This is a genomic window from Streptomyces sp. Je 1-79 (assembly GCF_025195125.1).
Taxonomy (GTDB): domain Bacteria; phylum Actinomycetota; class Actinomycetes; order Streptomycetales; family Streptomycetaceae; genus Streptomyces.
Window position 1 is genome coordinate 201,459 of sequence record NZ_JAMGSL010000005.1, and the last position, 22,785, is coordinate 224,243.

Here is a 22,785-nt window from a genome sequence, read left to right on the forward strand (position 1 = left end):
GGTCAGTTCCCCCCGGATTCACCCTGCTGCTGGGCCTGCTTGGCGCGTTCCTCCGGAGACGGGCCGAAGGTGTCGTCCAGCGCCTGGTTCCACTGGTCGTCGGAGATGCCGAGCGCGTCGTTCATCAGCGCCGACTGGCGGCCGCCCTGCCCCTCGGTGAGGACCGTGCGGCCGGTGTCCTTCCACGTCTGGCCCATCTCCTGACCGGCCTGCTCGAAGGACTCCGCGCTCCAGTCCGGGTTCAGGTAGTCCGGCGTGAAGACGTCGCCCCAGTTCTGCTTCGCGATCTCCTCCTCCGTGGCGTGCGGGTTGCCGCCCATCACGGAGTTGACGCCCACCTTCAGCGCGCCCTCGACGTACTGGTCGTGCTCCCACTGCGTGCCCGCGGCGAGGCCGAGGCGGTTCGCGATCCCGCTGGCGTCGGCCACCAGCGCGCGCACCCCCCACTCCCAGCGCTCGCAGAAGTCCTCGAAATCGACCGAGAGCCCGTGGTGTCCGGCCTCCATCCCGGTCATCGACAGCTCCGAGAAGCCCTTGCCCGCCACCGAACCGGTGGCGCCGCCGAGGTCACCGAGCTGGTCGATGATCGCGCCCACGCCCTGCGTGAACTTGGCGACGGACGCCTTGTCGAACTGCAGGTCGCCCCCGTCACCGCCCATGGCCGCGCCCCTCGTTCGGCTCTTCCGCGTCGACGGCGGCACCGTCCGCGACGATGCCCCGGACCGGCGGGAAGAACATCGAGCCGTCCTCGGTGGCGATGTCGACGGCCAGGCCGGTGGGCTCGTCCAGGGACGGCACGACCTCGTCGACGATGCGGGCGCCCAGCAGCGCCGCGTACTCCATGGGCCGGTCGCCGGTCCCGCGGAGCCCGGCGAACCGGGCGAGGGCGGCCTCGTCGGTGAACCCGCAGATCCACCGCACCCCACCCGAATGAGCCGACCAGAGACCTCCGCCGGACGTCGGCACCAGGAGCAGCGAGCGCCGCATCTCCCCGACGAGTGCGCGAGGATCGCCGATGCCCCTTCGCTGCTCGGCGATGCGCTCGGCCAGTGCTGTCCTCGTCCGTTCCACGGCGCCTCCCTCGTCGTCGGTCTCACAGCCTGCACCGTGGTTCAGGACGCGCGCCAGGGTGACGCCGGTTCTCGTGGCACCCGTGGGAGACACGAACCGCACCGCACTCGTGGAAGACACGATCCGCACCCGACCCCGTGGGAGACACGATCCGCACCGTGAGACGGGACCTGCCCCGCGCGCCAGGACCGCTTCAAGGCCTGCTCGTGTGAACTATCTTGGGCAGCAGTGGGACGAGAAGGAGGCACCCCGTGCCATCTGGGCAGCAGGCGCGCGCACAGGCAGCGGCGATCACACCGGGCAGGCGCTCGTCGGAGGCTGAGCCGGCCTCGCCCGCCGAGCGGGTGCGGGCACTGTTCGGCGGCCATCGGCTGTCCCCCGCGCAGCGGCGAATCGCCCAGTTCCTCATCGACCACCTCACCGAGGCCGCGTTCCTGTCGATCACCGAACTCGCGGAGCGTGTCGGCGTCAGCCAGCCGTCCGTGACCCGGTTCGCCTCGTCCCTGGGGTTCAGCGGATACCCCGCGCTCCGGGAGGCCCTGCAGCCGATCGCGCTCAGCGCCGTCGCCGGCGCGCCGGACGAGGGGGAGGAGCGGCTCGGCAACGAGCTCCAGTCGGCGGTCGACGCCGAGATCGAGAACCTGACGGCCCTGCGGCGGGTGCTCGCCGACCCGGACCAGATCCTCGACATCGGCCGCGAACTGGCACGGTCCGTCCCCCTGACGGTCGTCGGCGTACGGATCTCGGTCTCCCTCGCCGAGTACTTCGCGTACGCGGCGCGGCGCATCCACCCCGACGTGCGGGTGGTGACGCGTGGCGGCAGCGTCGCCTACGACGGGCTGCTCCAGGCGCGCGAGGCGGGCGGGACGTGGGTGCTGGCCTTCGCGATGCCCCGGCATGCCAACGAGACCCTCGCCGTCGTCCGGGCCGCCCGCCGCACCGGGCTGCGCGTCGCGCTGATCACCGATCTGGCGCTCGGGCCGCTCGTCGAGGAGGCCGATGTGGTGTTCACCGCCGGTACGGGATCACGGCTGGTCTTCGACTCGTACGCGGCGCCGGGCGTGCTGTCCGCGGCGATCCTCCAGGCCATGGCGGACGCGGATCCGGAGCGTACGCAGCTCCGGCTGGAGAAGTACGAGCAGGCGGCCGAACAGCACGCCTTCTTCCTGGACGACTGAGGTCCGCCCGCACGGCCCGGGGGCTGCCGGAGCGGTTTCATGGCAACGAAGTGCATGAAATTTTTCATGCACCTTGCTTACTCGACGGTATATATATTTACTGTGAGGGCCCCCACGGGCCCGAACATCACATGTGGGCCGCCCCCTCCTCCTCGGACGGCTCCCGCGTGTGTGAACGGCTCGCTCCGCGCTCGTCGCGGATGCTCTGTGGCGGCTCCGGTCAACCCCTGGGCCGGAGCCGCCACGCAGAGCGTCACTCAGAGGAAGTCGGCGAGGCCCGTGAGGAGCCGGTCCACGTCGTCCTCCGTGTTGTAGGGCGCCAGGCCCGCCCGGAGCGCCGGGCCCTCCAGCTTCAGCGCGGCGAACGGCTCGTGCGCGTAGAACTGCCCGGCGGTGGCCAGGACGGAGCGGGCGGCCAGATGTATCTGGGCCTCGCGCTCGTCGCGGCCTTCGAGGGTCATCAGCACCGTCGGGGTACGGTCCCCGGCCTTCGAGTGCAGGGTGACGGCGTCGCCCAGCCCCCGAAGCCCCTCCTCCAGCCTCGTACGCAGCGCCAGCTCGTGCTCGTGCAGGGAGGCCAGCGAGTGCCTCAGCCGCTCCCGGCGCGTGGCGCCGTCACCCGGGTCCACCGCCGCGAGGAAGTCCACCGCCGCGGTGGCGCCCGCCAGGATCTCGTACGGCAGCGTGCCGAACTCGAAGCGCTCCGGCACGGCGTCGGAAGAGGGCAGGAGCTTGTCCGGGCGCAGGGTCTCGAGCAGCTCGGGCGAGCCGGTGAGCACCCCGCAGTGGGGTCCGAGGAACTTGTACGGCGAGCAGACGAACAGGTCCGCGCCCATCGCGGGCACGTCCACGAGGTGGTGCGCCGCGTAGTGCACCCCGTCCACGTACACCAGGGCGCCGACCTCGTGGGCCCGGTCGGCGATCCGGCGGACGGGCGGCTTGGTGCCGAGGACGTTCGAGGCCGCCGTCACCGCGACGAGCCGCGTCCGGGCCGAGAGGACCCGCTCGTACGACTCCAGGTCGAGCTCCGCCGTCTCCGGGTCGATCTCGATCCAGCGGACCGTCGCTCCCGCGTGCTCGGCCGCCTGGACCCAGGGCCGGACGTTGGTGTCGTGGTCCAGCCGGCTGACGACGATCTCGTCACCCGGCCGCCAGTCCTTGGCCAGGGTGCGGGAGAAGTCGTAGGTGAGCTGGGTGGCGCTGCGCCCGTGGACGACGGCGCTCGCGGGCATGTGGAGCAGGTCGGCGTAGGCGCCGCGGAACTCCGCGACGGCCCGCTCGGCGTTGAGCTCGGAGGGGCTGACGGTTCCCCGGTTGGAGAGCGGTCCGGTCAGTGTCTCGGCGATGGCGTCGGCGACGGGGCGCGGGGTCTGCGTGCCGCCCGGCCCGTCGAAGAACGCGAGGCCGTGGTCGAGGGAGGGGAAGTGGGCCCGGAGAGCGGTGACGTCGATGGCCATGGCCTCTGCTTTCGGTCGGCGGCTGGTCGGGTCTGCCTGGGGTGTACCCGGGGGCGGTGTGCCCGGTGGGGCACGGCCCCCGCTGCGGGGCGCCGTGGGATGGGGCGCCCCTGGCACCCCCGGTGCCGGGTCCGTTCGACGAGGTCCGTCGGTCCGGAGCCGGCACCGGGGGCCTGGGGTCTGGGCCGGGCTACTCGGTCACGCCGTAGGCGCGGCCGTCCCGCCCGCCGGAGCCTTCCCCGGCGGCGGCGTGGCCACCTTCCGACCGTACGCCCGCGACCGGCTGCTTCAGGGAGCCGAGGTCGTGCGCGTACGTGCCGACCGCGTGGGCGATGACGTCGATGTTGCTGTCGAACGTCGTCATGCTGATGTTCTCGAGCGTGTCGCCGGCGCCGTGGTAGTTCGGGTCGAAGGCGACCCCCGCCGTTCCGCCGAACCTGGCGGCCTCCGCGGGCGTCTTGAGCGCCTCCGCGCCGGAGAACGTACCGCCGGAGGGGATGCCGGCGTCGAGGAACGGGCCGTAGTCGAAGCGGGCGACGAACGGCGTGCCCGCGTGGGGCAGGCCCCGCTCGCCGAGGAACGCGGTGATGTCCCGCTCGATGCGGTCGGAGCCCGCGGCGGCGGTCTGCGTGTTGGCGCCCTCGGAGTTGTCGCCGTCGTAGACGAACATGCCGGCGTTCGTCGAGGCGATCAGCTCGAAGTTGAGGTAGAGCCTGATCTCCCGCTTGTCGAGGGGCGAGAGGTTCGCGACGTAGTGGTGGGAGCCGACGAGGCCGCTCTCCGCCGCGGACCACCAGGCGAAGCGCACCTTGTTGCGGGGGCTCTTCTCCTTCTTCGCCAGCTTCAGCGCGACGTCGAGCAGTCCGGCCGAGCCGGAGCCGTTGTCGTTGATGCCCGGACCCGCGAGCACCGAGTCGAGCGAGGCGCCGAGCATCACGGTGTCGGCCGCGTTGCCTCGCTTGGTCTCGGCGATGACGTTGTTGGTGGAACGCTTCTCCTGCAGCTGGCGGATCTCGAAGGAGAGGTTCACCGGGCCGGCGGCCAGCTCCGCGGCGAGCTTCTCGCCCTCGGCCTTGCTGATGCCGCCGGTGGGTATCTTCGCGGCGGCCGGGTCGCCGAGGGTGCCCGAGAGCGGGCCGTACCCGGCGTCGATGTTGTTGTAGATGAGGGCGCCGACCGCGCCCGCGGCCGCGGCCTGTTCCTGCTTGACGGCGAAGGCGCAGCCGCCGCGCTTGATCAGCGCGATCCTGCCGTTGAAGGCGCCCGGGGCGTAGTCACCGGGCTCGCAGCCGGTGGTGCCGTCGGCATCGACCGGAACGGCCGCCACCTCGGCCCTGACTCCGCCGACCGGCGTCGACTTCGTGTACGTCAGCGCCCGTATCTCGATGTCGCGCGGGGCGGGCGTGACGGTGGAGAGCTTTTCGGCCAGCGTCTGCGTGTAGACGAAGTCGAAGCGCTGGTACGAGACGTTGTAGCCGGCCTTCTTCAGCTGCTGGTAGACGTAGGCGGCCGAGGCGTCGTGCCCGAGCGAGCCGGCGACGCGGTGACCGCCGGCCGAGTCGGCTATCGCCTGGAACTTCCGCAGGTGAGGTAAGGCGTCCTTGGCGGACGCCTCGCGAACGAGCGCCTTCGAGAGCGCGGCGGCGTCCTTGCCCGGCCTGTCCTGTTGGGAGGAGGCGGGTGAGGCGGAGGCCAGGAGGAGCGGGGTCGCGAGAGCAGCTGCGGTCAGGGTGGCCGCGGCTCTGCGATGTGATGCGTTCACAGAGGTCCTTCCCGGTGCGAACGAGGTTGAGGGGAAGTTAGCGATCTCTGGGGGGTTCTGTGAACAGATGTGCCACAACTCACTTCATTTCACTCACAGTTGCGGCGGCTTCGTGGAGGAGAGGCGGGTGGAGGCCGTGCGGCGCGCCGGATGGCGGGGCGTCCGCACGGAGGCCGGTGCCGGTCCCGGGAGAGGGTGAGTCCTCCGCCGTGTCCCCTGCCGACAGCAGAAAATGCTCGTGGGCGAGCCGGCGCAGCGCGGACATGGCGATGTCGCCGAGCGCGGTCACCGCCACCAGGCTTGTCGCGGCGCTTTCCGGGTCGTCCTGTTCGCTGAGAATTTGCACCTCAAGTCGCGCGATCCGCTCCAGGTGTTCGGCATACGCGGGGAACAGCCGTGGAATTTCGTGGTGATCGAGCGATTTACAGGCGATGGCCACCTGGCAGAGCGTCTGCCAGGCCGGGTTCTCGGGGCTCACCTGCCAGCCCCACCCCTGGATCAGGCCCGCCACCCTGGCCTGAGCCCACTCCCACTCCTGATCGGGCGAGGGGGAGCCCGGCGTGGGCAGGGCGTACTGGGTGATGCGCAGTAATTCGGTCGCGGGTGGTCGTTCCTCTTCGACGTGCCTGACGAGCCTGCGGACCTCGGCGTGCGGAAGTCCTCCGATATTCAGCAGTGCATTTACCAGTGCAACCCTGCGCACATGGGATTCGTCGTATTCGGGAAGCGTGGGCAGGAGATCCAGTTCCTGGTACGAGCGCAACGTGCGGACAGGGACATGGGTCTTGCGGCTCAGAGCGGCGAGCTGCGACATATTCCACCGGATTTCGGTCGGATGGTGGGGACGGCGTGCTTCACGACTGGGCGGGTAATTCGGGGGTCGCCGAGACCCTATGCGGCGTGAATGCGGAGACACAAGCATTCCTGTCGCCACCCTGGAGGAGTTGGCTCAAAGGGGAGTTCGCCGTCCCGTGGCGGTTCGGTGTACTCGCGAGGGTCGTCCGGCACCGTGGGGGACCGGCCCGCTCGCGTGCGACCGGTTCGGCCTGAAAAGGCTGTTGACGCCCTGCCGGAACGGCCCGTGTGCGGGATACCCTCCAGCGCCCGCGGGGGTCCGGGGACGGTGTTCGGTGGGTGTTGGTCCTCCTCTCGGTTCGTGTTCGGCGAACCCTGGTACCCATGGGAAGTGGATATGCCGGGCCTTCGTGGCCGTCCGAGTTCTTTCGCCGGTTTTGCGTCGCCATGCAAAGGCGCCGAGGAGGGCCGGATTCCGTGGGCGCGACACTTGACGTTTCATTTGGTGATACGGCATGATCATGGCGATCTCCGGCCTTTCTCGCCGTTTTGTACCGACCGCGTGACGAGGGAGCCCGTGGAGGGGGATGTGCAAAGGGGAGGGGGAGACGTGTCCGACACGTCGGCGGGGGGAAATCCACGGCACGGTCCCCGTGCCGAGGACGAGGGGCTGGCCGCGGAATTACTGGCCTGCGAGCCGGAGTTGCTCGACGTCTATCGGAGCAGGTTGGTCGAGCAGCGGAATCCGCTCGGCACGAATAGGGAAGCCTGGGATTCCGTGTCCGACCGGACCCGCCGGATCCTGTCCGAATGCCGTGAAGCGCTGAGGGGAGGCGCCGACGCCTTCCCCGAGCAGCGACCTGTGCCGCACTGCTGCCCCCGCCGTCCGGGAGGGGCGCGGACACCCGACGGAACCGTACCGGTCCACGCCCTGCGCGCGGGGTCCTCGCTGGTCCAGGTCGTGGCGGAGTTCCTGGAGCGGTCCCTCACCCGCCGGCCGACCAGCGACCTGAGCCGGACGAGACTGATGGCGATGCTCCAGGCGGCGGTCGCACGCTCCCTGGAGGACGGCGCGGACGGGCACGACCTCCATCTGCTCGACGTCGTACGGGAATCCGCCCGGCAGAGCCGCGAGGCGATGGCGCGGGAGATCCACGACCGCATCGGGAGCGCGGCCAGCCTGGCCCTGCGCCAACTCGAACTGTACGAACTCACGCAGAACGTCTCCTCGGCGACGGACCCCCGCCTGGACAGCCTGAAGCAGGCGATCCTGGAGACGATGCACAGCACCCGGGACGTCGTGACCGAGCTGCGTACCGGCGCCGACTGCGGCGGCTCCCTCCAGGTGGCACTCTCCGCCTTCGTCACCGCCATGGCGGTCGAGAGACCCGTGGTGGAGATCCGGATCGAGGAGTGCGAGGAGCCGCTCCCGGACACCCTGAGCGAACATCTCTTCCTCGTCCTGCGGGAATGCCTGCGCAACGCCCTCGCGCACGCCCACGCCTCCCGTGTGACCCTCGACGTGCGGTGTGAGGCACGCCGATTACGGGCGAGGGTCGCCGACGACGGGGTCGGCCTGCCCCAGGAGAGGAAGTTCGGCAACGGCCTCGCCTCCGTGCTGGAACGGATCCGGATCATGGGCGGCCGGATGGAGATCGAGAGCGCCCCGGGACGCGGTACCACCTTCGCGTTCTCGGTGCCGATGGGCGAGGAGTCGCATGCGGACGTCCGATGACCCGGGACGGGCGGGGCCGGGTGAGCCGATCCGCATCGTCGCGGTCGACGACCACTCCCTGCTGCGGGACGCCCTGTGCCGGCTGCTCGACGTGGAGGACGACCTGAGCGTCGTGGCCGAGGCCGACACCTCCGTGGGCCTCGGCGAGCTGGTGGCGAGCACCGGCGCGCACGTCGTCCTGCTCGACGTGGAGATGCCCCACCACCACGCGCCCACCGTGGTCAGTGAGCTGACCGCGCGCTTCCCGGCCCTGCGGGTGCTGATGCTGTCGATGCACGACCACGGCCCGCTCGTGCACGAGCTGCTCGCCCGGGGCGCCGCCGGCTATCTGCACAAGAGCTCCCCGCGTGCGTCGCTGCTGTGCGCCATCCGCGGCTCCATGGCGCGCGATCCGCAGGTGATGATCGCGCTGCCGGGCAGCGCCACCCCGGAGACGGCCATCCGCGGCGCCGGGCACTCCCTCTCGCCCCGCGAACGGGAGGTCCTCACCCAGGTCGCCGGAGCGCTGAGCAACCGCCAGATCGCCAACGCGCTGGGGATCACCGAGGCGACGGTGAAGCGGCACCTGCGGAACATCTTCGAGAAGCTCGGCGTGGCCTCGCGCATCGGCGCCGTCAACAAGGCCGTGGAGGCGCGGCTGATCGACCCCGCCGGGAAGGGCCACCAGGCGCCCTCGCTCCCCGAGCTGGTGTGCCGCCGCGTCATGTGACCCGTCCGCGCCGGGTGCCGGGTGCCGGGTGCCGGGTGCCGGGTGCCGCGTCCGCGCCGAGTGCCGCGTCCGCGCCGGGCGACCCGGAAAGCCGCCGCGTCTACGCCTTTCGGAGCATGCCCGATGCTCCCAGAAGGCCTGGTGTCGCTCTGGTGTCCGGATTAGATTCGCTGCATGCCTCGAGTGACGCCCTGCGAGACTCACCTTCCGGCCCGCGGTACGGATCTGTACTCCGACGCGTGTCATGGCCACCGCAAGGGCCTGCACTGTCCGTGTCGGCGGCCGTCGGCCGCGTCCTGACGCATCCGGGCAGTCCGCTGCCCGCGCCGGCCGCCGCCCGCGGACGCACCGGCTCTTCATGAACACGCGATACGCGACGCAACTCGCCGCCTTCGCGCAGCCCGGGGCCCGAACGGCCACCACCGGGAACCGGCATGAACAGCGACCCTGAGGGGTGAACGGGACCATGACCTGCACGGGGGCACCTCTACGCATACAGCTCTTAGGACCCATCCGTGCCTGGCGGCACGGTGAGGAGGTCGCGCTGGGCTCGCCCAAACAGCGCGCGGTCCTGAGCCTGCTGGCCAGCCGGGCGGGTGAGGTGGTCAGCGGGGAGACGATCACCAGCGCCCTCTGGGGCAGCGACACACCGCAGACCGCGGCCAACGGCGTCCACACCTATGTGGCCCGACTGCGCCGCGCGCTGGAGCCCGGACGCGGAAGCAGGGCGGCCAGCACCATGCTCTCCTCGGAGCCCGGGGGCTACTGCCTGAGGCTGGAGCCGACCGACGTCGACGCCAGGCTCTTCGTCGAGCGGCACGGCCACGCCCGCCGGTCACGCGAGGGCGGGAGCGCCGAGACGACCTTACGGCTGTACGAGGACGCGCTGGCGCTGTGGCGGGGTGAGGCGTACTCCGGGGTGCCCGGGCCCTTCGCCGCCATGGAAGGCGTCCGCCTGCGGGACCTGCGGCTGACGGCGGTGGAGGAGTGGGCCGCCGTCATGGTGGAGGCCGGCGAGCACGCCGAGGTGGTCGACGCGCTCTCCCGCGCGGCGGCGGAGGAGCCGCTGCGCGAGAAGCTCCGCTGGCTGCTGATGCTGGCGCTCTACCACGCGGGTCGGCAGGCCCACGCCCTCACCGTGTACACGGAGACCCGGCAGCTCCTGCGCCGGGAACTGGGCATCGAGCCGGGCACCGAGCTCCAGGACCTCCACCGGCGGATCCTGGCGGGACAGCGGGAGTTACGGCTCCCCGGCGGCAGTCTCGCCCCGAGACCCAGGGAGGGGCTCGGCGCCGGCGTCCCCCGGCCCGCGCAACTCCCCCCGGTCGCACGCGGTTTCACCGGCCGCGACGTGGAGCTGAGACAGCTGGAGGGCCTCCTCGACGACGAGCCCGCCCCGCGGAGCACCCCGGTGATCGTCGTCGACGGGCCCGCGGGCGTCGGCAAGTCGGCACTCGTCCTGGAACTGGCCCACCGGCTCTCCGACCGCTTCCCGGACGGCCAGCTCTACGTCGACCTCTGCGGAAACGGACTGCGCGGCAGACCGCTCACCGCCTCCGACGCCCTGCTCCAGCTCCTCACCAGCCTCGGGGCCGACAGCACACGGATACCGCGCGACCTGGCGGGCCGCTCCACGCTCTACCGCAGCCTGCTGTACGGCAGACGGATGCTGGTCGTCCTCGACGACGCCCTCAGCGTGGACCAGCTCAGACCCCTGATACCGCGCGGCGCGTCCTGCGTCGTCGCCACGAGCCGGCAGCGGTTCGGCGGCCTCGCCGCACGTGACGGGGCACGTACGCTCACCGTCCGGCCCCTCGCCGTCGACGAGGCGGCCGACCTGCTCACCGGGCTGTCCGGCGGGCGGCTCGCCGGACAGGCACCGTCCGCCCGACGCCTCGCGGCGCTCTGCGGCGGGCTGCCGCTGGCGCTCCGCATCACCGCCGAGGGGCTCGCCGCCAACCCCGGAGTGCCGCTGGCAACGCTGGTGGAGCAGTACACGACGGAGAGCGGCCGGCTGGACCGCTTCACCGTGGCGGACGACGCCCTGGCCAGCGTCCGCGACGCGTTCGAGACCTCGTACCAGGGCCTGCCCGCCGAGGCGGCGCGGATGTTCCGCTTCCTCGGCCTGTGCAAGGACGAACCGGTCACGGTCCCCATGGCGGCGTCGCTGGCGGACACCGAGCCTGCGACCGCCCGGCGCCTCCTCGACCTGCTGGTCGCCCACCACCTCCTGGAGGACCACGGCCACCGGTACCGCCTCCACGACCTCCTGGGGATATACGCGGCGGAGTGCGCGAAGAGCGAGCCGGTGCTGAACCGGAGGGCGGCCCTGGCGCGCCTGGGCGAAGCACGGACGCCGGCCCCGCCCGAGCCCCCGGCGCCCCGGGCGGCGGACAGGGCCGCGGGCGAGGGCTACGCGGTGGTGATGCGCAGGGCCGCCATGCTCCGCAGGGCCCCCTTCCGTCAGCGCGAGGAGCTCCCGCGGCCCACGGACCTCACTTCGCGGTGAGGGCCTCGTCCTCGGGGCCCGTCGGCATGGCGCGCAGCTTGCCGACGGGCGACAGGAAGATCGGGACCAGCATCGCCGCGGACAGCAGACCCGCGATCCACAGAGCGCCGTGCAGTCCCGCCACCACGGCCAGCAGACCCGCCACAGGGCCGCCCAGCGCACCGCCGCCGTACAGCAGCATGCGCATCGCGGCCGTCATCCGGCCCATCAGGTGCTGAGGCGTGATGGTCTGACGCAGGCTCACGATCAGGACGTTGGAGACGCTCGCGCCGAAGTACTCCAGGAAGAACGAGGCCACGAACATGCCCACGAGCAGCCATCGCGGGCCACCCGCCGCCGGAACGAGCAGCGGACCGAGGAAGATGATCGAGACCGACACCCGGTAGGCGGTGCCCACCGAAAGGCGGCGCACGACCATGCCGGAGACCAGCGCCCCGAGCAGGCCGCCCACGGCGGCCGCGCCCATCACGAAGCCGACCGCTGCGGCGGAGAGTTCCTTGTCGCGCACGGCGTACAGCAGGAACAGCGTCTGCACCATGGTGAGCAGGAAGTTGCAGGAGCAGCCGACCAGACCCATCGCCCGCAGCCAGCGGTTGCCGAACACCCAGCGCAGGCCCTCCGCGAGCTCGGCGCGCAGCCGGCGCCGCTCCGCGGGTGCCTCGGGGGCCGGTTCGGGCTTCCTGATCAGGAGCAGCGACAGCACCGACAGGGCGTACGAGAAGGCGTTGGCGGTCATGGCGAAGGGCGCCGAGAACACGCTCACCAGCGTGCCGGCCAGACCGGGCCCGGCGATGTCCGCCGACGACAGCGTCGCGTTGAGCTTGGTGTTCGCCTCCAGCAGGCTCCGCCGGTCCTTCACCAGCACCGGCACGTACGACATCCAGCTGACGTCGAAGAGCACCGTCGCCACCCCGATGCCGAGCGCCAGGGCGTACAGCGTCGGGAGCGTCAGCAGCTCGAACTCGTAGAGGAGGGGCACCAGGCCGATCAGCACCATCCTGACGATGTTCGCGCCCAGCATCACCGGCCGCTTGCGCATCCGGTCCACCCACACGCCGAAGAGCAGGGCGAGCCCCAGGAAGGGGACCAGCTGGGCGAAGCGCAGCATACCGAGCTCGCCGGCCCCCGCCTCGAAGACGAGGACCGCGGTGAGCGGCAGGGCGAGGTGGGTGATCTGGGTTCCGTAGAGGGAGAGCGCCTCGCCCGCCCAGAACACCATGAAGTCCCTGTCGCGCCAGAGCGGCCGAGGGGGGCCCTCCGCCTCGGCCGGGGCGGCCGAAGCGGTGGGCGTACCGTGCTCCGTCATGCGGAAGTCGCCTCTCGTAGCGCGTGGTCGACGATGGTGCTGATGGCCTCAAGACCCGGGCCCTGCCACACGGAGTGGTGGTCGCCCGGCGCGATGTGTTCGGTGAGCCGGCTGGCGTACGGACTCCAGTCGAGGAGCCGCTCCACCGAATCCTCGGCCCTGATCAGGATCGTGGGCCCGTCGTGGACCGCGTCCAGGCGGTGCTCGCGCATGGCCACGACATGCGTACGGAAGAGGGCGTAGCGCTCCAGCAGGAACTCCGCGTCGAACTCCTCCGGTACGGCGCCGTGGAGTTCGGCCGCCGCGAAGACCTCCGCCGGCGCGGCCCCCGGCCGCACGCCGGCCAGCGCCTTGTCGACGCCGGGCGCCCGGTCGCGGGTCACGCCGAGGAAGTCGTACAGGAAGTAGCGGGCCAGCTCGTCGTCGGGCGGCACCGACTGCGTCCCGGGCAGCGCCGCGTCGACGATGACCAGCAGCGGCACCTCCTCGCCCGCGGCGACGAGGAGCCGTGCCATCTCGTAGGCAACGACCCCGCCGAGCGACCAGCCGAGCAGCTGGTACGGGCCGTGGGGGCGGGCCGCGCGCAGCGAGGCCGTGTGCAGCTCGGCCAGGGCCCTGATCGACGTCAGGGGCTCGGAGACCCCGTCGAATCCCGGTGCCTCGAAACCGAACACCGGCTGCGCGGGGTCGAGTCGGTGTGCCATCGCCGAGTAGCAGAACGGCGAACCGGACACCGGATGGACGCAGTGGAGCGGTAGCCGGTCACCCTCCGCCCGGAGGGTGACCAGACTGCCGACGGAGGGTTCGATCACGGTGCGGACGCTCCGTTCGGAGTCGGTGCGAGTGCGGCGAGCCGTTCGTCGATGACGAGCGCGATGTCCCTCACCGTGCTTCCGCCGTACAGCAGACGGACGTTCACCCGGATCGCGAAGTGCTTGTTGAGCCGGGTGACGGCGCGCATGGCCTGGAGGGAGTTGCCGCCGACCGCGAAGAAGCCGCTGTCCGCGCCGATCCGCGAGGTGCCGAGCACGGCGGCGAAGACCTCGGCCACCGTCCGCTCGGTCTGCGTGGACGGTTCGGTGAAGCTCGCCACGGGCTCGCCGAGGTCGTCGGGCGGCGCGGGGAGGGCCTTGCGGTCGACCTTGCCGTTGGGCGTCAGCGGCAGTTCGTCCAGGACGACCACGGTGCTCGGCACCATGAAGAGGGGCAGGGACCGGGCGGCGTGCTCGCCGACCGCCGGCCGCTCCACGGTCCGGCCCGTCTCGGCGACGACGTAGGCGACCAGCCGGCGGTCGCCCGACCCGTCGGGCTGTGCGGTGACGACCGCCTCCCGGACGGTGTCGTGGGCGCGCAGCACGGCCTCGATCTCACCGAGCTCGATCCGCAGGCCGTGCAGCTTGACCTGGAAGTCCGCCCTGCCGAGCAGCTCGATCAGACCGTCGGGCCCGTAGCGGGCCACGTCGCCCGTACGGTAGAGGCGCTCGCCCGACACCTCGCCGCAGGACCACTCGAAGAACCGCTCCGCGGTCTGCTCCGGCCGGCCGAGATAGTCCCGGGCGAGGCCGATGCCCGCCAGATGGAGTTCACCGGGAACGCCCGGCGGGACCGGCTGGAGAGCCTCGTCGAGGATGTACGTGCGCTGGTTGGCCATCGGGCGCCCGTACGGGATGCTCGTCCAGCGCGCGTCGGTCTTCGTCACCTCGTGGATGGTCGAGTGGATGGACGACTCGGTGGCCCCGCCGAGCGCGACGAAGCGCAGGGCGGGGGCCTGCGCCCGGGCCCGGTCGGGCAGCGACACCGGGATCCAGTCGCCGCCGAGCAGCGCCAGCCGCAGATCGTCGAGCGGCCGCGCCCCCGTGCTCTCCAGGTGGTCGACGACCATGTCCAGGAGGGCGGGGGCCGAGTTCCACACGGTGACCCGGTGGCCGGCCAGCAGGTCGGCCCAGTGCTCCGGGTCCTTGGCGCGCTCCGGCTCCGGAAGGATCACCGTGCCGCCCGCGGTGGTCAGCCCCAGGAACTCGTACACCGACATGTCGAAGCTGGGCGACGACAGGGCGAGGACCCGGTCGCCGGGACCCACGCCGAAGCGGGTGTTGAGGTCCGCGATGTTGTTCATCACCCCGCGATGGCGCAGGGCGATCGGCTTGGGGGCTCCGGTGGACCCCGACGTGTGGATGACGTACGCGAGATCGTCGGGGGTCGCCCCGCCCGCCGGGTTATGCGCGGGGAATCCGGCGAGGACCGCCTCGTCCCGGTCGAGGAGCACCACCGGGGTGTCCGGGCCGATGTCCGGCAGCGGGAGGCTCCCGGCCGGACCGCTCCGGCTGATCACCACCGCGCAGGACGTGCCGGCCACCATCGTGGCGAGGCGCTGCCGCGGATAGTCGGGGTCGAGCGGCACATAGGCGCCGCCCGCCTTGAGCACCCCGAGAACGGCGATCAGCAGCTCGGCGCAGCGGTCCAGGCAGATGCCGACCCGCCGGTCGGGCCCGATGCCCAGGTCCCGCAGCCGGTGGGCGAGCCGGTTCGCGGCCTCGTTGACCTCGCGGTACGTCCACGTCCTGTCGCCGCCCACGAGGGCGAGGGCGTCGGGTGCCTCGGCGGCGCGCGCCTCGAAGGCGGTGTGCAGGCACACGTCGTGCGGCAGGTCCGACGCGGTGTCGTTCCAGTCGACGAGCATGCGGTGCAGCTCGTCCTCCGGGAGGAGGCGCAGCTCCGCCACCGGTCGCACGGGGTCGGCGAGTCCGTCCTCCAGGAGCGTGCGGTAGGAGGCGAGGAGACGGGCCACGGTGTCCCGGTCGAAGAGCTCCGGGGCGTACCGCAGCTCGGCGCTCGGCACGCCCTCGTCGCCCTCGCCCGGCGCGTGCAGGACCAGCTCGAACTCGTCCTCGGCCGCCGGCTCCGCGACGGGCGCCGGGCCGGCGGCCGCGTCGCGGGCAAGGCCGGACAGGGTCGCCGCACCGGAGACGGACCGGCTGAGCCGGCCCGTCCCCGATCCGGGCGTCGTGACGAGGAAGCCGAACTCGAACTGACCGCTCCAGCGGTGGAGCAGGGCGGTGAAACCGGCGAGGAGGAGCTCCTCCTGGTCGGTCCGTGCCGAGGGACCGAGCGGCACGCGCACGGAGCCGGTGCGCCGCGGAGCGGCTCCCGGCAGGCGCGGGCGGTCGGCCGGCAGCAGCGCGGGCGGCGCGGACACGGCCGCCGGTGCGGGGGACGCCACGGAGGGCGTCGCGGGGGTGGTGTTCCGGCTCAAGACCTCTCTCCCGGCTCGCGGTCGGACCCGTCGGCGGGGCCGAGGCCGGCGCCGAAGGGCAGGGGATGGGCGCGGCACAGGGCGGCCACCTCGGCCGCGACCCGGTCGCGGACCTCGGGGTCGGTGCGGTACTCGGTGTCGCCGAGCACGGTGGTGGCCGTGAGCACCCGGTGCAGCAGTCCGGCGCAGACCCGCATCTCGGCGGGCCCCATGCCCCGCTGTGCCAGCACGTTCGTGCCCAGCCGCAGACCGCTGGCGACGAGGGGGGCCTTGGTGTCCTTGGGGATGCGGTTGCGGTTGGTGAGGATGCCGCAGTCCTCCAGGGCGCGTTCGGCGACGACACCGGTGATGCCGCGGTCGAACATGTCGAGGAGAACCATGTGGTTCTCGGTGCCGCCGGTCAGGACCCGGTAGCCGGACTCGGCCAGGGCGTCGGCGAGTGCCGAGGCGTCGTCGCGGACGAGCCGCATCGTCTCCCGGAACTCCGGCTCCGCCACCAGCTTGAGCGCGTGCGCCTTGGCGGCGACCGACGCGGGGCTCGGCGTTCCCTGGGACTGCGGGAACACCGCGCGCTGCATCAGCCGGGCCAGCGGGGTGCGGCGGGTGTCGGGACCGGGCGTCCGGTACTCCTCGCCGATCAGGATCAGCCCGCCGCGGGGCCCGCCCAGCTGCTTGTACGTGCTGGTGGTCGTGACATGGGCCAGGTCGATGGGGCTGGGGTGCTCCCCGGCGGCCACCAGGCCGGCGATGTGCGAGATGTCGGCCACCAGACAGGCCCCTACCGAGTCCGCGATCTCGCGGAACCGGACGAAGTCCAGCGTCCGGGGATAGGCGCTGGCCCCGGCGATGAGAACCTTGGGGCGATGGGCCAGGGCCAGCTCGGCCATCTGGTCGTAGTCGATGAACCCCTGGTCGTCGAGGCCGTAGTGGACCGCCCGGTAGTGGCGTCCGGTGACCGAGGCGGCGGACCCGTGGGTGAGATGACCGCCGGAGTCCAGGTCGAGGGCGAGCAGGACCCCGCCCGGCGGCAGCAGCGCGGCCAGTACGGCCTGGTTGGCCGAGGAGCAGGAGTGCGGCTGCACATTGGCGTACCGGGCGCCGAAGGCGTGCTCGGCCCGCTCGACGGCCAGGCGCTCCGCCGCGTCGAACCGCCCCGCGCCGGGGTGATAGCGGGCCCCCGGATAGCCCTCGGCCGTCACGTTCGACAGGGCGGCGCCGCCCGTGGCCAGGACGGCCGGGCTCGCGACGCTGGCGGAGGCCACCATGGCCAGGGTCATGGCCTGTTCCTCCACCTCACGGTCGAGGAGCCGGGCCAGTTCGGGGTCGGTACGGTTCAGCAGCGCCACGCCCTCGCGCAGCAGCACGGCCTGCGCGGAACCGGAGCCGGCGCCTGAGCCTGAACCGGTGCCGGGCCGGGTGCCGTTCTGCGCGGCGTGCGGGAGCTGCGGCGCGTGCGGGGGCTGCGGCGCGTGCGGGGACGGGATCGCCACCCGTGGGACCTCAAGCACGTGAACCCGCCTTGGACTCCACCAGCGTGTCGATGGCGGTCGCGACCGAGGCGACCGTGGCTCCGCCGTACAGGGAGCGGACGTTGACCTTGACGCCGAAGTGCTTGTTGAGGCGGCTCACGACACGCATCGCCTGCAGCGAATTGCCCCCCAGCTCGAAGAAGTTGCCGTCCGCGCTGACCTGTGTCATGGACAGTACAGCACCGAACACCTCGGCCACCTTCTCCTCGGTCGCGGTCACCGGGGCCGTGAATCCGGCCGTCCCGTCGCCCGAACCCGCCGCCGGAGCAGGGAGCTTGGCGCGGTCGATCTTGCGTGCCGGCGTCAGCGGGAACTCCGTCAGCTCCACCCAGGCCGTCGGCACCATGTACTCCGGCATCGTGCTGCCCAGGTGCTCACGGAGCTCGGCCACCGTCGGCGGGACGTCGCCCACCACGGTGTAGTACGCGACGAGCTGCTTCTCGCCGAAGTCCTCGCGCAGCAGGACCAGGGCCATCCGCACCTTCGGGTGGGTCAGCAGGCCGGACTCGATCTCACCGAGTTCGATCCGCAGCCCGCGCAGCTTCACCTGGTTGTCGAGCCGCCCGATGAAGTCGATCTGCAGATCGCGCGTCCAGCGCACCAGGTCACCCGTGCGGTAGACCCGGCCCTCGCCCAGGAACGGATCGGGGACGAACTTCTCGTCCGTCAGCTCCGGCAGGTTGAGGTAGCCGCGGGCGAGACCCTCGTCGCCGCCGATCAGCAGCTCGCCCGGGACGCCGACCGGCACCAGGTTGAACTCCTTGTCCACCACGTAGTGCAGTCGGCTGAACTCCGGCCGTCCGATGGGCGGCGAGGACAGCCACTCCTTCTGCTCGCACAGGTACTCGGTCGTCGCGATCGAGGCCTCGGTGGGGCCGTACAGGTTCACGAACTTGCGGCCCGGCAGGTTCCACTTGTTGACCAGCTCGGCCGGAAGGGCCTCCGCGCCGCCCATGATGTACTTCAGGTCCGGGTACGGCCCCGCCTCGACCACCGACAGGATCGCGGGGGACAGACCGGCGTACGTCACCCGCTGGTCGCGGATGAGGGAGCCGAGGGCCTCCGGGGACGAGGCGTCCTCCGGCGCGACGAGGACGAGCGCGGAGCCGCTGATCAGGCCGGCGAAGATCTCCCCCTGGGACATGTCGAAGGTCAGCGCGGGCAGCTGCAGCAGGCGGTCCTCCGTGGTCCACTCGCCGAAGGTGCGCCGGTACGCCTCGATGAACATGCGCAGACCCCGCTGCTCGATCATCACGCCCTTGGGGCGTCCGGTCGATCCCGAGGTGTAGAGGACGTAGACCAGGGAGGTCGGCTCCGCCCACTCCTCCAGCGGCTCGTCGTCCGGCTGCGCCTCGATGGTCTCCCAGTCGGCGTCGATGCTGACGCTCGCCCAGCCGCTCGACTCCGGCAGGTCGCCGAGCGAGCCCTTCCGCGTGATGACCAGCGGGCTCCTGGTGTCCCGCAGCATGTGGTCGAGGCGGGCGTTGGGGTGCGAGGGGTCGATGATCGTGTAGGCGGCGCCGGAGACCATGACACCGAGGATCGCCACCAGCGCGTCCAGGTCGCGGTCCATCGCGATGGCCACGACCTCCTCCTGCCGCACGCCGCGCGAGCGGATGTACCGGGCGACCTTGCCGGCCCGGCGCATCAGCTCGCCGTACGTCATCTCCACCCCGCGGCAGACCGCCGCGACCAGCTCGGGGTTCTCCTCCGCGATCCGGGCGATGGTCGCGTGCACCGGCTCCGTCGTGTACGCGAAGTCGGCGCCGGTGCCCACGTCGAGCAGCTCGCGCCGCTCCTCCTCGGAGAGCAGCGGCAGCGCCGAGACCGGGGTGTCGGGAGCGTCCGCGGCGGCGCCCAGGACGGCCTGGAAGTGGCCGATCATGGCCTCGACGCGCCAGCGGTCGTAGAGGTCGGTCGCGAACTCCACGATCAGACGCAGCCGTTCGGTGCCCTCGACGAAGCTGAAGGAGAGGTCGAACCGCGAGCGGGAGGTGGCCAGCGGGATCGACTCGGAGGTCAGCCCGGGCAGCTCCAGGGCGTCGCCGGTGCTGGCCTCGCCGAGCAGCTGGCAGGCGATCTGGAACAGCGGGTTGCGTCCCGCGTCGCGCGTCGTCTGCACGCGGTCCACGACGTGGTCGAACGGCACGTCCTGGTTGTCGTACATGTCGAGGTTGGCGTCGGCGATGCGCTCGAGGAGTTCGGCGAAGGTGACACCCCCGGACAGGTCGCACCGCAGCACCGTCATGTTGATGAACAGGCCGACCACGTCTTCGAGTTCGGGGTCGGTACGGCCGAGCATCGGCACCCCGAGGGCGATGTCGTCCTGCCCGCTGTAGCGGCTCAGGACGACGTTCAGCGCCGCGGCGACCACCATGTAGAGGGAGGCGCCCTGCTCGTGCGCCAGCGCCCGCGCCTTCGTGAGCAGGTCGACCGGGAAGTCGACCACGAAGGTCTCGCCGTTCTGCGTGGGCTCGGCGGGCCGGATCCGGTCGGCGGGCAGTTCGAGCGCGTCGAGACCGGCGAGCCGCTCCTCCCAGAACTTCAGCTCCTCCTCCCACACACCGTCGGCGCGCTGCTTGCGCTGCCGCTTGATGTGGTCGCCGTAGCCGATGGTCAGCTCGGGCAGCGCGGGGGTGCGGCCGGCCGCCAGCTCCGCGTAGGCCTGCGAGATCTCCCGGCTGACGACACCGCCGGACCAGCCGTCGGTGATGATGTGGTGGAAGCTCAGGCCGAGCACGTGGTGGTCGGCGGCCAGCCGGAAGAGCTGGAACCGGGAGATCGGCCCCGCGGCCAGGTCGAACGGAGTGTCCGCCTCGGTCTTCAGCGCCTCGTGCAGGGCGCTCTCGGCCTCGTCGGGGGTCAGTCCGGAGAGGTCGCGGACCGGCAGCGGCCGGTCCTCGGCCGGCGAGACGACCTGGTACGGGACGCCGTCCGCCGCGTGGAAGGTCACCCGCAGCTGCTCGTGGCGCTTCACCAGCAGGTTCAGCGCGCCTTCCAGGGCGGCCGTGTCCAGAGGGCCGCGCAGCCGGTAGGCGATCGGGACGTTGTAGGTGGTCTCGCCCGGACTCATCTGGTCCAGGAACCACAACTGCTCCTGTCCGAAGGACAGTTGGATGCGCGACTCGGCGGTGTGGATGCTCATCGTCACAGAACTCCGTTCGGCTGTTCACGGTGGTCGCCCAGAGGGCGCGGGGGAGCGACCCGGGGCCGGCCGCACCGGGGCGGCAGGAAGCGGGCATGGCAGGGCGTGGCGGGGCGGTGCGGGAGTGGGAAGGGTGGAACGAGGCCCCTGGCGGACCGGGTGCGGCGGCTCCGGGGCGGCGGACCGGGCCGGGCGCCCGGGTCGCCCGGTGGCCCGGTCCGGGGCGGCCGGGGCGGCCCTCCGGGTCTCCGGGGTCTCCGGTCGGCCGGGAGGGCGCCCCGGCGGGTCGGCCGGGGTCGGGCGGCGGGGTCGGGCGGTCAGCCCGCCGGTGCGGGGCCGGCCGCCGGAGACGTGGGTCTGAGCACGCGCTCCACGCGGCTCAGTCCTTCGGTCACGGCCTCGGGGGAGCGGGCGAAGCAGATCCGGAAGCCGTCACTCGCCCCGAGCGTCTCGCCGGGCATGAGCAGCACGCCCAGGTCCAGCGCCCTGCGGCACATCGCCAGCGGCGCCTCACCGGTCGTGAGCCAGAGCCAGGCGAACGGGGTGTCCTCGGGTTCCACGAGGGTGACCGCGTCCGCGTTGCGCCGGGCGAAGTCCCGGACGATGGCCAGACCCTGGCGGGTGAGCTCGTGGTAGTTGCGCAGATGGTCCTCACGGTGGGCCAGCACGTCGACGGCCAGCGTCTCGCACAGCACCGAGTTGGAGATGGTGGACAGGAACTTGCGCCGGGCACAGCGCTCCACGACCTCCTGCGGACCGTAGAGCCAGCCCACCCGGAGGCCGGGGAAGCCGTACACCTTGGACAGGCTGGACACGGAGATCACCCGGTCGGAGCCGACGGCCGCCGAGCGCGAGAGGTCGAGCGCGTACTCCTCGTCGAGCAGCAGGTACGCGCCCGTACGCTCCGCCAGGGCGAGCAGGCCGTTCAGGTCCTTCTCCGCGATGCGCCGGCCGGTGGGATTGCACGGGCTGTTGGCGACGATCAGCCGCACGTCCGGCCCGGCCACCGCCTCGGCGGCCTCGACGTCGAAGCCGAGATCGGGGCGGAACCCGACGAGGTCGACCTGGCAGCCCAGTTCGGGCGGCACGTCCCAGGACTGCTGCCAGCCGGGCCGGAAGGCGATCACCCGGGACCCGGGGGTGAGCAGCGCCGCGTACACGAGGTACAGCGCCTGCTGCGCGCCCAGCGTGATGAGGACCGAGTCGGCCGAGCCGCCGTAGAGGCCGGCGACCGCCTCGCGGAGGGTGCCGAGCCCCCGGTCGTGTCCGTAGTCCAGCTCCAGTCCGGCCGGCACGTTGAGCGCGTCGAGGCGGCCGGGGACCATGTTGCTGTCGCCGAGGTCGATGTCGAAGCGGCCGGCGGCGTCCTCGAACACCCACCGCTGGATCGGGTAGTCGCGCGACTCGGGCGCGGACGTGAAGAGGGTCACCGCGGGGCCCTCGCCGACGCCGTCCGGTCGAGCCGCGCACGCAGGGCGGGCGCGAAGGAGCCGGCCGCCACCTGCTCGGCGTCGCCGGTCATCGTGACCGCGCCGTCGTCGGAGACGGTGATCTCCAGACTGCCCCCGGGCATCCTGACCTCGACCCGGGCGTCGCACAGCCCCAGTTCGCGGGCGGCCGAGACCGCGGCGCAGGCGCTGCTGCCGGACGCCGTCACGTATCCGGCGCCGCGCTCGAAGACCTCCAGCTCCATCACGGACCGGTCCACCATGCGGATGAACTGCACGTTGGTGGCGTTCGGGAACCGCGGGTGCCGGGCGATCCTCGGTCCGAGGCGTCGCGCGAGGTCCTCGGACGGGGAGTCCACCAGGACCACGGTGTGCGGATTGCCGTTGTACACACAGGTGACGGTCCGCTCGCCGTCCACCGAGAGCGGCACGCTCACCGCCCGGCCGGGGTACGGCGCCCCGTCCTCCTGGAGCAGGGGCAGGTCGGCGGCGTCGAAGCTGGGCCGCCCCATGCCGACCTGCACGCGCCCCTCGGCGGCGTCGAGGACCCGTACCGGACAGTCGCCCGCGGCCGTACGAAGGGTGAACTCCCGTCCGTCGGCCCAGGCGCCGGGCTCCTGCGCGGCGAGGTGGAGGGCGAACATCCGCAGGCCGTTGCCGCTTCTGCCGCAGACGGACCCGTCGGAGTTGTAGAGATCGAGCGGGACCGGGGCGCCGGGACGGGGCTGCTCCAGCGGTCCGTAGAGGACACCGTCCGCCCCGATGCCCCGGTGCCGGTCGCAGACCAGGCGGATCGCCTCACGCGTCAGGGGGAAGTCGGTGTGGCGGGGGTCGATCACCAAGTAGTCGTTGCCTGCTGCCTGGTATTTGAAGAAGTCGATCACGGAT

Annotated in this window: 16 protein-coding genes; 4 read left to right on the top strand and 12 right to left on the bottom strand. The window is 72.0% G+C overall.

The annotated features are described in order from the left end of the window. Positions 1–2 precede the first annotated feature (2 nt). On the bottom strand, positions 3–659 hold the full coding sequence (locus tag M5362_RS11470; RefSeq protein WP_260227343.1) for a hypothetical protein: 657 nt from the start codon (positions 657–659) through the stop codon (positions 3–5). Beyond that, complete coding sequence (locus M5362_RS11475) at positions 649–1,071, bottom strand: hypothetical protein (RefSeq protein ID WP_260227344.1); 423 nt, start codon at positions 1,069–1,071, stop codon at positions 649–651. The genes M5362_RS11470 and M5362_RS11475 overlap by 11 nt, the downstream gene beginning before the upstream one ends. A 251-nt stretch (positions 1,072–1,322) precedes the next feature. On the opposite strand from M5362_RS11475, the gene M5362_RS11480 reads away from it, so the two are divergent. Further along, entirely contained in the window at positions 1,323–2,249 is a 927-nt protein-coding gene (locus M5362_RS11480) for a MurR/RpiR family transcriptional regulator (RefSeq protein WP_260227345.1), read from the top strand. A gap of 257 nt (positions 2,250–2,506) precedes the next feature. Here M5362_RS11480 and M5362_RS11485 read toward each other — a convergent pair whose 3' ends face one another. The 3 genes from M5362_RS11485 to M5362_RS11495 form a co-directional block, all read right to left on the bottom strand. After that, positions 2,507–3,706: a cysteine desulfurase-like protein gene (locus M5362_RS11485; protein WP_260227346.1), complete on the bottom strand. Its 1,200-nt coding sequence runs from the start codon at positions 3,704–3,706 to the stop codon at positions 2,507–2,509. Positions 3,707–3,896: 190 nt separating this feature from the next. Beyond that, complete coding sequence (locus M5362_RS11490; RefSeq protein WP_260227347.1) at positions 3,897–5,468, bottom strand: M28 family peptidase; 1,572 nt, start codon at positions 5,466–5,468, stop codon at positions 3,897–3,899. 79 nt (positions 5,469–5,547) lie between these two features. Then, entirely contained in the window at positions 5,548–6,282 is a 735-nt protein-coding gene (locus tag M5362_RS11495) for a MerR family transcriptional regulator (protein WP_260227348.1), read from the bottom strand. Positions 6,283–7,041: 759 nt separating this feature from the next. On the opposite strand from M5362_RS11495, the gene M5362_RS33130 reads away from it, so the two are divergent. From M5362_RS33130 to M5362_RS11510, 3 genes are all read left to right on the top strand, one after another. Beyond that, complete coding sequence (locus M5362_RS33130) at positions 7,042–7,998, top strand: sensor histidine kinase (protein ID WP_260227349.1); 957 nt, start codon at positions 7,042–7,044, stop codon at positions 7,996–7,998. Beyond that, positions 7,982–8,707, top strand: coding sequence for a response regulator transcription factor (locus tag M5362_RS11505; protein ID WP_260227350.1), 726 nt, complete (start codon positions 7,982–7,984; stop codon positions 8,705–8,707). The genes M5362_RS33130 and M5362_RS11505 overlap by 17 nt, the downstream gene beginning before the upstream one ends. Positions 8,708–9,173: 466 nt before the next feature. After that, positions 9,174–11,216, top strand: a complete 2,043-nt coding sequence (locus tag M5362_RS11510; RefSeq protein ID WP_260227351.1) for an AfsR/SARP family transcriptional regulator — start codon at positions 9,174–9,176, stop codon at positions 11,214–11,216. Here the strand turns inward: M5362_RS11510 and M5362_RS11515 are convergent. The 7 genes from M5362_RS11515 to dapF all read right to left on the bottom strand — a co-directional run bounded on the left by M5362_RS11515 (position 11,203) and on the right by dapF (position 22,781). Further along, positions 11,203–12,522: an MFS transporter gene (locus tag M5362_RS11515; protein ID WP_260227352.1), complete on the bottom strand. Its 1,320-nt coding sequence runs from the start codon at positions 12,520–12,522 to the stop codon at positions 11,203–11,205. The two genes, M5362_RS11510 and M5362_RS11515, sit on opposite strands and share 14 nt — an antisense overlap. Continuing rightward, positions 12,519–13,334, bottom strand: coding sequence for an alpha/beta fold hydrolase (locus M5362_RS11520; protein ID WP_260227353.1), 816 nt, complete (start codon positions 13,332–13,334; stop codon positions 12,519–12,521). Before M5362_RS11520 ends, M5362_RS11515 begins: the two co-directional genes overlap by 4 nt. Then, a complete protein-coding gene (locus M5362_RS11525) occupies positions 13,331–15,775 on the bottom strand; it encodes an amino acid adenylation domain-containing protein (RefSeq protein WP_260227354.1) in 2,445 nt (814 codons plus the stop codon). Before M5362_RS11525 ends, M5362_RS11520 begins: the two co-directional genes overlap by 4 nt. After that, positions 15,772–17,283, bottom strand: a complete 1,512-nt coding sequence (gene glyA / locus M5362_RS11530) for a serine hydroxymethyltransferase (RefSeq protein WP_260227355.1) — start codon at positions 17,281–17,283, stop codon at positions 15,772–15,774. Before glyA ends, M5362_RS11525 begins: the two co-directional genes overlap by 4 nt. Continuing rightward, positions 17,276–20,449: an amino acid adenylation domain-containing protein gene (locus tag M5362_RS11535; RefSeq protein WP_260227356.1), complete on the bottom strand. Its 3,174-nt coding sequence runs from the start codon at positions 20,447–20,449 to the stop codon at positions 17,276–17,278. Before M5362_RS11535 ends, glyA begins: the two co-directional genes overlap by 8 nt. Positions 20,450–20,766: 317 nt before the next feature. Next, positions 20,767–21,879 carry an aminotransferase class I/II-fold pyridoxal phosphate-dependent enzyme gene (locus tag M5362_RS11540; protein ID WP_260227357.1) on the bottom strand — a complete coding sequence of 371 codons (1,113 nt, stop codon included), beginning with the start codon at positions 21,877–21,879 and terminating at the stop codon, positions 20,767–20,769. Then, on the bottom strand, positions 21,876–22,781 hold the full coding sequence (gene dapF, locus M5362_RS11545; protein WP_260227358.1) for a diaminopimelate epimerase: 906 nt from the start codon (positions 22,779–22,781) through the stop codon (positions 21,876–21,878). Before dapF ends, M5362_RS11540 begins: the two co-directional genes overlap by 4 nt. Between the last annotated feature and the right edge of the window lie 4 nt (positions 22,782–22,785).

Coding starts and splice junctions, on each gene's coding strand:
- M5362_RS11485 (WP_260227346.1), bottom strand. CDS start 3,706: ATGGCCATCGACGTCACCGCTCTCCGGGCCCACTTCCCCTCCCTCGAC.
- M5362_RS11510 (WP_260227351.1), top strand. CDS start 9,174: ATGACCTGCACGGGGGCACCTCTACGCATACAGCTCTTAGGACCCATC.
- M5362_RS11505 (WP_260227350.1), top strand. CDS start 7,982: ATGCGGACGTCCGATGACCCGGGACGGGCGGGGCCGGGTGAGCCGATC.
- M5362_RS11535 (WP_260227356.1), bottom strand. CDS start 20,449: ATGAGCATCCACACCGCCGAGTCGCGCATCCAACTGTCCTTCGGACAG.
- M5362_RS11515 (WP_260227352.1), bottom strand. CDS start 12,522: ATGACGGAGCACGGTACGCCCACCGCTTCGGCCGCCCCGGCCGAGGCG.
- M5362_RS11470 (WP_260227343.1), bottom strand. CDS start 659: ATGGGCGGTGACGGGGGCGACCTGCAGTTCGACAAGGCGTCCGTCGCC.
- M5362_RS11495 (WP_260227348.1), bottom strand. CDS start 6,282: ATGTCGCAGCTCGCCGCTCTGAGCCGCAAGACCCATGTCCCTGTCCGC.